14 protein-coding genes are annotated in these 11,943 nt (G+C 40.2%); 7 read left to right on the top strand and 7 right to left on the bottom strand.

Features of this window, described 5'->3' with window-relative positions; translation table 11 throughout:
• Positions 1 to 515 (bottom strand): hypothetical protein (locus WN50_RS23280; RefSeq protein ID WP_049560911.1); only part of this gene is annotated, 515 nt, incomplete at its 3' end.
• Between the two features lie 537 nt (positions 516 to 1,052).
• On the opposite strand from WN50_RS23280, the gene WN50_RS23275 reads away from it, so the two are divergent.
• The 7 genes from WN50_RS23275 to WN50_RS23245 all read left to right on the top strand — a co-directional run bounded on the left by WN50_RS23275 (position 1,053) and on the right by WN50_RS23245 (position 5,114).
• The gene (locus WN50_RS23275; protein ID WP_046281634.1) at positions 1,053 to 1,262 is read left to right on the top strand and encodes a DUF433 domain-containing protein; all 210 of its coding nucleotides are present in this window, start codon (positions 1,053 to 1,055) and stop codon (positions 1,260 to 1,262) included.
• Between the two features lie 18 nt (positions 1,263 to 1,280).
• The gene (locus WN50_RS23270) at positions 1,281 to 2,789 is read left to right on the top strand and encodes a Fic family protein (protein WP_235441102.1); all 1,509 of its coding nucleotides are present in this window, start codon (positions 1,281 to 1,283) and stop codon (positions 2,787 to 2,789) included.
• An 83-nt stretch (positions 2,790 to 2,872) separates the two neighbouring features.
• The gene (locus WN50_RS23265) at positions 2,873 to 3,148 is read left to right on the top strand and encodes a BrnT family toxin (protein ID WP_046281633.1); all 276 of its coding nucleotides are present in this window, start codon (positions 2,873 to 2,875) and stop codon (positions 3,146 to 3,148) included.
• The gene (locus WN50_RS23260; protein ID WP_046281632.1) at positions 3,111 to 3,386 is read left to right on the top strand and encodes a BrnA antitoxin family protein; all 276 of its coding nucleotides are present in this window, start codon (positions 3,111 to 3,113) and stop codon (positions 3,384 to 3,386) included. Before WN50_RS23265 ends, WN50_RS23260 begins: the two co-directional genes overlap by 38 nt.
• Positions 3,387 to 3,458: 72 nt before the next feature.
• Positions 3,459 to 3,725 carry a DUF433 domain-containing protein gene (locus tag WN50_RS36995; protein WP_046281631.1) on the top strand — a complete coding sequence of 89 codons (267 nt, stop codon included), beginning with the start codon at positions 3,459 to 3,461 and terminating at the stop codon, positions 3,723 to 3,725.
• Positions 3,726 to 3,825: 100 nt separating this feature from the next.
• Positions 3,826 to 4,017: a hypothetical protein gene (locus WN50_RS23250; protein ID WP_046281630.1), complete on the top strand. Its 192-nt coding sequence runs from the start codon at positions 3,826 to 3,828 to the stop codon at positions 4,015 to 4,017.
• Between the two features lie 146 nt (positions 4,018 to 4,163).
• Positions 4,164 to 5,114 carry a DUF4365 domain-containing protein gene (locus tag WN50_RS23245; protein ID WP_046281629.1) on the top strand — a complete coding sequence of 317 codons (951 nt, stop codon included), beginning with the start codon at positions 4,164 to 4,166 and terminating at the stop codon, positions 5,112 to 5,114.
• Positions 5,115 to 5,234: 120 nt separating this feature from the next.
• Here the strand turns inward: WN50_RS23245 and WN50_RS23240 are convergent, their stop codons facing one another.
• From WN50_RS23240 to WN50_RS23215, 6 genes are all read right to left on the bottom strand, one after another.
• Positions 5,235 to 6,170 carry an NAD-dependent epimerase/dehydratase family protein gene (locus tag WN50_RS23240; RefSeq protein ID WP_046281628.1) on the bottom strand — a complete coding sequence of 312 codons (936 nt, stop codon included), beginning with the start codon at positions 6,168 to 6,170 and terminating at the stop codon, positions 5,235 to 5,237.
• Positions 6,171 to 6,248: 78 nt separating this feature from the next.
• Positions 6,249 to 7,313, bottom strand: a complete 1,065-nt coding sequence (gene hemE / locus WN50_RS23235) for a uroporphyrinogen decarboxylase (RefSeq protein WP_046281627.1) — start codon at positions 7,311 to 7,313, stop codon at positions 6,249 to 6,251.
• Positions 7,314 to 7,502: 189 nt separating this feature from the next.
• On the bottom strand, positions 7,503 to 7,886 hold the full coding sequence (locus WN50_RS23230) for a hypothetical protein (RefSeq protein ID WP_046281626.1): 384 nt from the start codon (positions 7,884 to 7,886) through the stop codon (positions 7,503 to 7,505).
• Positions 7,887 to 8,209: 323 nt separating this feature from the next.
• Positions 8,210 to 9,382 carry a hypothetical protein gene (locus WN50_RS23225; RefSeq protein WP_152964910.1) on the bottom strand — a complete coding sequence of 391 codons (1,173 nt, stop codon included), beginning with the start codon at positions 9,380 to 9,382 and terminating at the stop codon, positions 8,210 to 8,212.
• 96 nt (positions 9,383 to 9,478) lie between these two features.
• Entirely contained in the window at positions 9,479 to 9,853 is a 375-nt protein-coding gene (locus tag WN50_RS23220; protein ID WP_046277035.1) for a hypothetical protein, read from the bottom strand.
• A gap of 3 nt (positions 9,854 to 9,856) precedes the next feature.
• Positions 9,857 to 11,770 carry a CHAT domain-containing protein gene (locus tag WN50_RS23215; RefSeq protein WP_053221585.1) on the bottom strand — a complete coding sequence of 638 codons (1,914 nt, stop codon included), beginning with the start codon at positions 11,768 to 11,770 and terminating at the stop codon, positions 9,857 to 9,859.
• Positions 11,771 to 11,943: the final 173 nt, after the last annotated feature.

Here is an 11,943-nt window from a genome sequence, read left to right as displayed (position 1 = left end):
TTGCTCTGAGTCGGTTGAGCGGTTGTCTGAGTGGGTTGAGGGGGAGGCGGGGGAACAGGAGAAGCTGACGGTTGAGAACGAGGCGGTTGAGCGGTTGGCTGAGGTGGGGTTCTCCCTGGGGAAACAGAACGTGAGGTGGACTGAGTGGGAGTATTATTTCTATAACCGAGTAGAGACTGTGATGGGGGAAAATATCTGGTCCACTCGGAAACATCGCTGTTTGCTTGCCATTGACTTCGAGTGACTCGAGTTCTTAAAATAGGAACAGTTTGACCACCTCGTTCACCGAGAATCATAATTGTAATTGCTTCAAGGGTTGAGTTTTCTTTAAAGGCTTGTTCGATAGATTGTTTGGCTAATGTTTCTGCTTTTTGAACTAACACATTGTAGGAAGGAGTGTTAGCATCAATGGTGAGATGACGTTCATTAACTTCCGCAACAGCAATAGAACTCCAAAGCCAGAAGCTACTCAGGGTGAGGATAGTAATCTTTGATAAATGATTGAAAACCCACATGGAAATACTAAAATTTTACAAAGTCAAGCAGAATAAGCATAGCAACTCTACTTTAAATTTGTGTTAAACTTGGGTTAAGTTAAGGGTGTATCTGGTAACGGATGAGTTGATTGTTAGTTTTCTGGGTTGATTCTTCGGAAACGGATGGGTTGACTCGATGGAAGCAATGAGCGGAATTTGTTGAACGACGATTATCAGATATTAAACCTCCCTTGAGTTGAAAACGACCAACTGTAGTTACAATAAGGCAAGTGTAACGGTTGTTTGGTGGTGATGGAGTTTGAATAGGATGAAGCAAATGAAGTAGAGGGCAAGCGATTAATTAAGCGACTCACCCTAATTGCAGATAATGGACAAATTGTTAAAGTCTTTTATCCCGTTTTCCCACCCGACAAAAACGCACAAGAAGTCATGGAATGGCTCGTGCAGAATACTGTCTAAAGCAGAATGGAAACACATCAATAACAACAAGCTTAGTTAGTGTTGTGTTTGAAGATCGGCTAAAATCAGAGTAATTCCTACTACCCGATAACTGACATGGCAACCGCAGCGCGTGTTATTCAGAGTGACCCTGATATCTTAGGTGGAACTCCTGTTTTTGTTGGAACTCGTGTACCCATGAAAACTTTGCTTGATTATCTCCAAGCAGGTGATTCACTCGATGAATTTTTAGATCATTTTCCCAGTGTTAAGCGCTCTCAAGCGATCGCAGCCCTTAAATTAGCAAAGGAAATGCTGACAGTTTGACGACCTTTGAAAAACAAGATGTTACAATATCCGAAATACCTTTGCCAACAAAAATTTATGCTGTGGCAACCCATAGAAGATTTACCTTCAACCTGGAAAAATCTAGCAAGTTCTGAGTTGCCACCTCTTGTAACGGTGTGGAACGAGCAAGCAGATCGTCTACGTCAATCTGGAGAGTTCCAAGCTTTCAGTGAGAAACTGCGTAGAGAAATAGCAATTGAAACTGGAATCATTGAGCGTTTATATACAATAGATCGCGGTATTACTCGTTTGTTAATTGAACAGGGAATTAACGAGGCATTAATTCCTCATGGAGCAACAGATCGTCCAGTTAAACAGGTGGTTTCCCTTATTAAAGATCAAGAGTCTGCAATTGAAGGTCTATTTGACTTTGTAGGTGGACAAAGAACACTATCAACTTTCTATATCAAGCAGTTACATCAACTGTTAACTCAGAGTCAGGATAGTACAGAAGCTTTAGACTCACTGACAGGAAAGATATTTCCTGTTTCTTTAATACAAGGCGACTGGAAACGTCAACCTAATAATCCTCTGCGACCAGATGGTTCTGTTCACGAATATTGTCCTCCTGAACAGGTTGCATCTGAGATGGATAGACTAATTACATTACATCATCAACATCACGATCAAAAAGTTCCTCCTGAGATTGAAGCTGCATGGTTGCATCATCGATTTACTCAAATTCATCCCTTTCAAGATGGGAATGGTCGTGTTGCTCGGTGTTTAGCTAGTTTAGTATTTATCCAAGCCAGTTGGTTTCCTTTGGTTCTTACTCGTGATGATCGAGCAGTCTATATAGCCGCTTTGGAAGAAGCGGATCAAGGTAATCTATCGAGTCTGATTAATCTATTTGCTAAAAGTCAAAAGCAAGCTTTTTTAAGAAGTCTAGGGCTATCAGAACAAGTTTTATCAGAGGCGCGACGAACTCAAGTTATCATTTCTTCTATTGCTGAAAAAATAAAACAAAATCAGTCAGCATCTATTCAGGAAAGGTGCAAGAAAGCAGAAAGCTTCGCTTCAAGTTTGTTTGATATAGCTGTTAATCGTCTACAAGATATTGCTGATGAAATTAAGCTATCTGTTCAGAATTTTGTAGATGACGCACAAGTTTTTACAATTTCTGCCCCTGTTGGTGATCCTCACTCATATTACCATCGTTACCAAGTTGTCGAAACAGCTAAACAGTTGGGATACTTTGCCAATCTTCGGAACTATCACACTTGGATTCAATTAGTTATTGATGTAGAAAAATCAACTACGCTGCTTCTTCTTTCGTTCCACGTTCTCGGGCATGAATACCGGGGACTACTTGTATGTACTGCCTGTGCTTATCACCGGGATGATTCTGAAGAAGGTGAGCGGAATATTAGTGAGATTCAGTCTTTAACAGATTCTCCGTTTCAGTTTTCTTATGCAGATGAAGAAGATAATTTGGTAGAACGTTTCAAGCAGTGGTTAGAAGACATAATAGTAACGGGTTTAGAGTATTGGAATAAAAGTATTTGATGGAGAGTTAGAAACAGTAGATAGGCAAAATATTAAAGAAGCCACTATAATTAACAGAAGGCAAGTGTAGCGGTTGTTTAGTGATGGAGTTTGAATGGGATGAAGCAAAACGCCTTGCCAATCTTCGCAAGCATGGAATTGATTTTATTGACGTTCTAGCAGTGTTTGATGGAGATACGGTAACGGTTGAAGATAATCGCTATAATTATGAAGAACAGCGTTTTGTGACACTGGGTTTGTTGCAAGGGCGCGTTATTGTTGTTGTCCATACAGAGCGTGAGAATTGTACCCGCATTATTTCTGCAAGAAAAGCGACAAAATATGAACAACGAGTCTACTTCGATCAACTCTCAAACTGATTGGCAACGACTGGATGCTATGACTGATGAAGACATTGATTTTTCAGATTGTCCAGAGATTACGCCAGAAATGTTTGCAAATGCAGTGATACAAAAACGTTCACCTGTAGAAGAAGCTAAAACTCAAATTACACTTCAAATTGATAGCGATGTATTAGATTGGTTTAAGTCTCAAGGACAGGACTATCAAAAACAAATTAATCAATTACTACGAGTTTATATGGAAACACATCAATAGGAATAAGCTTAGTTAGTGTTGTGTTTGAAGATCGGCTAAAATCAGAGTAATTCCTGCTACCGGATAACTGACATGACAACCGCAGCGCGTGTTATTCAGAGTGACCCTGACATCTTAGGTGGAACCCCTCTTTTTGTTGGAACTCGTGTACCCATGAAAACTTTGCTTGATTATCATATAGCGCTACTTGAATCGGGAACAGGGAACGGGGAACAGGGAACAGCAGACTATGAAAGGGTTTCAGAATCTAAAAATGTCCTAACCAATTTGCGTAGTGCTATAACAGCACAACCCCCCAAACCGGAACCGAAGCTGCTTGGGAAAAACTGCGGGCAGTAAAAGCAAGGCGCGAATCTAAGGTATAATTTGATTAAACAGAACAGCCTGCTAGGTTTCTAGCACCTGTGCTAACGTCTAAATAGATCCAGCTTTAAAATTTATGACTGTTTTAGCACAAGAGATTCTTAATAATTTTGATCGCTTACCTGATGCAGAGCAACTTGAGGTTGCGGTAGAAATTTTGAGGCGGCTTGTCCATTTGGATTTTCCACCATTAACAGATGAAGACTTGGTTTTAAATGCTGAGGAGTTATTCTTAACACTCGATCAGCAAGAAGCAGATTATGAGTAGTCCTGAACGGGGCGAAGTTTGGCTTGTTGATCTGGGCTATGTTGCAAAAGTTAGACCCTGTTTGGTGGTCAGTATTCCTGCTCTTACCTACTTCTCTCCATAGGTAGCAGTTGAGTTAAAATTGTGGGAAAATCTTTGGCATCGTGATGACCAAATTACCTAAACGTACTAAGTCTCAGAGGATCGGTACAAGTGCCGCTGACCTCCTCAGTTCTGTTTTTGCCGAATTTTGCAATGTTATTCCTGTTCCTCAAGATAGAGACCTCGGTATAGACTTCATCTGTGAAATCATGCAGGGAGAAAACCCAACTGGAAAGTTGTTCAATATTCAATGTAAAGGGAAAGAAGAAGCTAAACTAAAAGATAATTCGATCACGGTTTCAATCAAGGTAACAACTCTCAATTATTGGCTACTTCAGCCGAATCCAACATTCTTAATTATTGTTGATTGTCAAAGCAGTGTATTTTATTGGTCTTTCCCCCAGGACTTTCTCAGTTCACTTAATAAAAACTGGCAAGAACAACAAACAGTTTCAATCCCAGTTCCTATACAAAACTGTTTTGGGCAAGATATAAACGCCTTACCTACTCAACTAATTTCAATAGTTAATTCACTGGCATCGGCTACTCCTAAAAATGGTGATTATCTTGGGACATTAACACTTGCAGATGCCATAAATAGGGCTATCAATTCTGGACTATATGTACTGAGCGCACCCTTCCACCGTCCTTTTCAGTATATTGGGATGTCTATCGCCGATGCAGCAAGAGCAGTGGGCGGAAAACCCAATGAAGTAGGCAATATTATCATTGACTCTGAACAATCTCATATGTTGTTGGAAGCAGAAGGAAATTTTATTAACTATGTGGATGTTGAACTAAAAAAGACTGCGCCTTGGAGTCAGAGCCGCCCGTTCGATTCTGAGGCAATCTTAGGAGTATTAAGCATTAATCCATCCGAATTAGAACTAGTCCGCAAACAAACGCACTTTCATACCTACTACGATCATAAGAGAAAGTTAAAGATCAGTGTATCTTGTCAGTATGAGGGAGCATCGCTGTCTGTAGGATTTAGCAGCAAGTATTATAGGGCGTGAAGTGTATAGTAAAGACCTAGTTAATGTTTGATCGTGTTGTATAGCAGTCGAAAATGATTGCTAAAAAATCCGGGTACTGAATAAAAGTTAGGAATAATTTTTCCTATTTTTCTTTGAACTCTACTTTAATACCTCTGTAAGTGTTGGATAAGAGGGTTGAACGTTAAAAACAGACGGATTAACGGGGTTTTGATAGGTAAAATAACGATAGTTTAAACAAAATCTATCCCAATCTGCCATCTGAATTTTAAACACTTTTATGATAATATTGGTAAGTACAGGAGATAAATTAAAGCGAAAATAGATTTTTTTATGATAAAACTTACAAATTTCTTCAACAGTTTCGTTAACAGTAATCGCTGGATTTCCTAAAATAATCTGTTCTGTTTGTGATGAAATGGGAGGATGATTAACAAAATAAAAAACAACTTTAGCGATATCTTCGGCGTGAATAAAATGAAAACCGCCATCTGCTTTTAACCAGCGAATTAAATCTAGCCATTTGATCACATCCGGTAAACCTGAAGATAGATGAGAATAGGGTTTATTTGTATCTCCTCCAAATACAAAGGTTGGGAATAATACTCTTAAAGGCGGTAAGGTTTGTTGAAGGTTTAATAATTGATGCAAACATTCATATTTTGAACGAACATAATCGGTTCCCATTTCTCCAGCTTCTTTTAACATTTGATTATCTCGACCCAAAACACTCGCCGTTGAAAAGTAGAGAATTTGTTCACAAACTTCTGGGTTGAGAGATTGAATTAACCGCAAGCTACTATTAACATTTACCTCAAAAACTTCCTCAATTCCTCCCCAAGAAGTCGCCGCTAAAATGGCTATATTAATCATGGGTAAAAGTTCGCTATATTGTTGAATATCTCGCAGATCAGCTTGAATAATAAAAATACCTGAACGGGCTTTAAAATCAAACCCCAATTTATCCGGGTTACGAACCAAAAAATACAATTCATAATCCGTTTGTTGAATCAGAATTTCAGCAATATAGTGACCAATACAGCCACTCGCCCCAGTGATTAAAATTCGTTTAGTCATAGAAGAAATGAAAGAATAAACGGATAGATTTTAGACTCAACTCGAAAATGCTACCCGTCATTCTTCAGTCTTTTAAATTTAAACAGGAACTGCTAACAATTGGTCTGCTTGTTTTGCAGTTTCAAAGAAATAGGCAACATTTTCTTCCGGTGTTTTTTGCAAAACGCCATGTCCGAGATTAAGGATATGACCGCGATTTCCTGCTTTTTGAATGGTTTCTAAAATGCGATCGCGAATTAGCTGTTTTGAACCAAATAAAACACAAGGATCAATATTTCCTTGAACTCCCAGATGATGACCGATACGACTTCTCGCTTCTGCCATATCTACAGTCCAGTCTACACTAATCATATCAACGCCGGATTTTGACATCCGTTCTAATATTCCCGAACTACCATTAATATACAAAATCATTGGTGTATCGGGATGCGTTTGCTTCACCAAATCAACGACTCGTTTTTGATAGGGTAAAGCAAAAGTTTCGTAATCTTGAGGGGCTAATTGACCTGCCCAAGAGTCAAACATTTGGACAATTTGAGCGCCAGAATCAATCTGATAGCGAACATAAACTGCAATTGAATCTGCGAGTTTTCCGAGGAGTTGATGCAGCATTTCCGGTTCAGAAAATGCCATACCTTTAATAACAGTGTAATCCTTAGAACTTTTTCCTTCAATCGCGTAAGCGGCTAACGTCCAGGGAGCGCCAACAAACCCCAAAACTGCGGCGTTATTTCCGACTTCTTGGCGCAAAGTTTGTAAAATCTCTCGAATAAACGGCAGAGATTCTTCAGGTTGAAGGGGATAAAGTTGTTCAATTTGAGATAAACTGCGGATGGGCGGATCAATAATCGGCCCCTTGCTTTCAATGATATCGAAATTAATCCCCATTCCCGGTAAAGGAGTGAGAATATCCGAGAACAAAATCACACCATCGGGAGCAAAAGCGCGATAGGGTTGTAGAGAGATTTCAACAGCGATGTCAGTTTTTTCAGAGCGATCGCGGAAAGAAGGGTATTGGTCGCGCAAATCTCGATAGGCTTTCATATAGCGTCCCGCCTGTCGCATCATCCATACGGGAGGGCGGTCTAACTGTTCTCCACGCGCAGCCCGCAACAGATAGGGAATTGGGGTCGATTCACTCATTTCAACTTCACTTTACTTTATATTAATGATTTGAATGCTTCTATATAGAGTATCATCAGGTGCGATCGCATCCGATCAAATTTCAGACGGTCGCCAGGGAAAAGTGAGGCGAAGATAGATAAATTGCACTCAGCAACGGCGTTTGTCCCCTTTGGTTTGAAAGTAACATTTTATTGCATCGATAACGCTCTAGGATTTTTTCAGAACCCGAACCATTTTTCCGATCAGATTCGTTTGCAAACTCCAAACGATGGCACCAAAGGGAATCGCAACCAGAATCCCTAAAAATAGGTGAAAGGCGACGGGAGAAAAACTAGAAAACAGATAGTCAGGTGATGTGGGTTGGGGATTGGGGGAAAAGTAGCCGGGAAACCATTGGCTGAGAATGGTAATCGCGGGTTCGTTGGCAACTTGGGAAGAAATCCCGCTAACAGCTAATCCGGTACTAACGACGGTAACGAGGAGTTCTAGGCGTTGTTGGCGGTTTTGGGCGGCACCTTCGCTAAAGCGATCGATCTCCGCTTGTTCAATTTCTACTATACCCCGAATCGTATCAATTGACTGTTTTGACATACTCCCCATTTCTAAAGAAAGGGGATTCTCCAAGCCTCACGGCTTTGGATTACTGATTCATTGACAACCCTTACAGCATACTGGTTTCCCAATCAACTCCAGAGGGGTGAGTCTCCCCAGTCGTTCATCTCATTTCAGAGATAGTTTCGGTATGCCCTACCGTACTTGAGAAAAAAATGCTTGATTCTCTGTACTTGGTGCTTTAAGGTTTTATATGGCCAAAGCATTCAGAGCAAGAACCCCGTACCTTAAGTTTTCAAGGTTCATTGCATCGATTAGATGCTGGGTTTTTCAACTGGTTGAATACCCTGCCAGTAGAGTTATTATAGCATTAGAAAGAGCCTTATATCCCCATACCTGAAGGTAGGGGCGTGTGCGGCAATTTTTGGTAAAGTTGCTTGTGTCGGGGAAAGATAGTTGAGATGAGTTTGGATTTGGCGCAGATCGCGATCGCCACTTTGTTGAATAAACTCTTGCCAATATTGAGGAATTTCTCCTAACTCTTTGAGCTTTTCTAAGCAGCTTTTGTAATTTTTTATATTAGTATCTAGGGATGTACAATAAGTTTTGATATCGCTCAAGCACTGACTATATTTTACCATATTTTCGGGTAGTTGTATCAAGGTTTGCTTTAATTTTTCTAGACTAATTTTTCTGTCGTTATTTTTCATGCAGTCAGGAAATTCATCCAAAATACCTTTTAATTGGCTGTAGAGTTGTCTGGCTTGTTGATAACTTGTGTCAGCCTCCAAAGAGATAAAGTGAATTTTATGATAACAGCAAAGTAGGGTTAATAACCAGTCATAGCCTTCACCTAATCTATCAATACTTGAACTCAGTTGATTATTCAATAATACCAAAAGATGATATTGCTGATTTAAGCGATCAGAGTCGCTAAAAGCTATCAGCTTAAACTCAAATAATAAACTACCAAATAAATTTCCTTTACTTTCTAACTTTGGGTTAAGGGCTGTTTCTGCTAATAAAGCATTTGCACATTTTTTTGCAAGTTCCTCACATTCACTTTCAGTGAGATCGACTTCAGCATATAGCCAAAGAGTTTGTCCTAAATTCGCTTGAATGATAGTAGGGAGTAGAGATTTTGGCTTGAAGACTTGAAGCTGAGGAATATTAATTTCTTGAGTTGGATCGAGAGATAAAGTTAAATCAGCCGCATAGGTATCATGGAGGCGAAACGCTTGGAGATTACCATGAATTTGAAAACCTTCTGCTGTAGGAATACTCCCCAAGTCAATATCATCACGATATGTTAGCTTGTATTCTTCTCGCTCTTTTTTTGCGGGCTTATAGGTATTTTCAGTATAGCATTTTAGATGAGATCGCAAATTTTTTAGTTCATGAAAAGGAAACACTTCGTCTCCTAATTTAGCCAGATTTTCCCATAATATTGAAGCTTCATCATCAACTTCATCTAAAGCATTATTAAAGCTTTGACAGAGGTGAAACGCAAAGAGACTTATGGTAAAATTTTTCACAAGAAAATTGCTCAACTCAATAGATTTATCATTCTTCAATACTCTTTAATTCCTGAGTGAATTTTAGATCGATTTTCACACTGTAGATTGAACCGATCATGTACTCGATGAACTCGATTGAGAATTATCATCAGCCGAGGGTTTATTTTTAATCATAATATTGTCTAATAATTCTCGGCTAGTTGGGTTAGGTTCTCCTACTGGCGTTGGTGATTTTGTATTACCAATGCCTAATGTTTTCCCTGATTCTAAATAAGTTGAAGCCGTGAGTTCTCTGAGTTGATTTTTATAAGCTTTCAAAAGTTGACTGTTATTTGGAGATTCTAACCAAACTTCAATAGTTTCAGCAATATCCTCGTCGTCTTCTAAATCTTGAATTTGCTGATAGACTTGATTGAAAGATTCCTGAGAAATAATTCCCGTTTCATACAGATTGATGAATGCTTGAGTGCTAGCGAGGTATATAGACATGAATTATTCTCCTTTTCCAACAATACAAAATGCAGACCAATAATCAGGGGAATTAAACAGTTTTGCAGTTGCACCCATTTCTTGTTTGCGATTTTTCAAGTATTCTTCTAACATAACTTGCCAATTCAGACTAAGCTTTGATTGACTCACCCAAGTTTGAAAACCTTCAATGGTAGTATTTCGTAGCCAAAATTGAGCCGTTCTCAGGGCAAGAGCAATATTGTCTTGCTGCTGGAGTTCTTCATAAAATTTTATCATCAATAAAGCGGTAGCAGTGGCATCAACTGTCCAGAGGCTACTGACAACATTTGTACTTCCCGCTAACAGGAAACCGTAGGGTAAACTAATATATTCATCGCTGATATTGTTGACATCAGGAATTCCCGTTTCACAGGCTGAAAGAGTCACCAGACGACAGTTTTCCAGGCGAAAATAGGCGATAATTTCTGCTAGAGTGAGGTTAGTGTCAGCAAGCACCAACCCTGAATCTAGGGGAGAATTTGGGTTAAAGTAACCATGACAGAAGAAAAATAGACAATGAGCCGATTTTAGATCTTCTAGTGGAGTCAGGGTTTGTGTATTTGTATTTGTGGGTAATAGTGCCGCTTTGGTGGCTTTTCCTTTTCTGAGAATATTACTATGGGAAAACTGTTTTTTAATCGCCCCAACTGCACCTAAATCCTTTTCGTATTTTTCATATAAATCAGGAGTCGGTGTTTGAACCGCAAACAGCTTGTCAAAATCTGAACGCTGACGGGTTTGAACCTGTTGTAATAGTTGGCAACTGGGGGCATAACTAACACCGTTGGGGAAAATATCAAGTAGGTAACGGGGTTCTGTTTCGGCATATTCCTCCGTAGGGGTGCAAGGCTTGCGCCCTTTTGGATCGGGTTGAAGAAATAGGTTGGCTGTCTCTGGTTTAACAGGTAAAGCGTGTAATGGAAACAGATGTAGGAAGCGGTGAGGAATCAGAATGAGTCGCTGACAGGAAGCGGGAAGATGGGCGAGGAGTTCATCGAGATGGAGAATATCAGCAAGTTTTTGTAGTTCGTCGGTGAGTGTGTTACGCCAAGAGTCTCGTTGAGTGTAGTAATTTTGGAGGTAGGTATTTGCCCAATTAATTAACTGTTCAAAATCATCAATAGTAGACTGCCAGACAATGACCTCTCCCCCAGCCCCTCTCCTAGAAGTAGAGGGGGGAACGATACCTTCAACTCCTCGACTATCCGATGAAGGCGGAAGGATAATGAAAGCGAGGAAGGTCTCACGGAGAATATACCACTCAATAACCACAGTTTCGCTATCGAGAATTTGCTGGAATGTATCGAACTGGAAACCATAACCAACGGGAAGATATTGATCCTGCAATTGGTTACGCTGCTGTCGCAAATTTTGCAGACGTTGGGCTAATTCTTGATAATTTTCAACTTGACCCTGTTGAATTTGGTATTGGGCGCTGGCAATATCGTCGCGGAGTTGGGCAAGTTTGTCAGCAACATCGGGTGGGAAAATATTGTCGGAGTCGCGGAGGAGGATTTGTTCAACTAGGTTGCGAGTTTTACTGCGTTCGGCATATTCTAGGGCTTCGATGGGTTTGTTCAGTTGCAGGCAGGTTTTTACGATGTTGACGTAAAGCTTGGTCCATTCTTCAGCAAGTTTCTGTTTACTTTCATCTCCCGACAAAATCTCCTCTCGCAAAGATTCGGTAGTATAGATAGCATCACAGAAGGTATCATAAGCATCTTGCCATTTCTCGGCATCTTGGTAGGCAAGTCCCAAATTGAATAAAGTGTCGGTATGGTCTTGAGGAAAGGCTTCGCGGGTGCGAACTTTCAAGGCTTTTTGGTAGAATGCGATCGCCGTTTCCAAATTTTCGGCTTTTTCTCCGCGAATGCGGTTAAGGTAGGCATTTGCCAAGTTATTGTGAGTCCTTGCCCAGTCTTCTGGAAAGGCTTCGCGGGTTTGACATACTCCCCATTTCTAAAGAAAGGGGATTCTCCAAGCCTCACGGCTTTGGATTACTGATTCATTGACAACCCTTACAGCAAGCTAGTTTCCTAACCTACTCCAGAGGGGTGAGTCTCCCCAGT

The sequence above is a fragment of the Limnoraphis robusta CS-951 genome (genome assembly GCF_000972705.2).
Note: the sequence above shows the minus strand (reverse complement) of the source record. Positions and strands in the feature narration are given on the sequence as shown.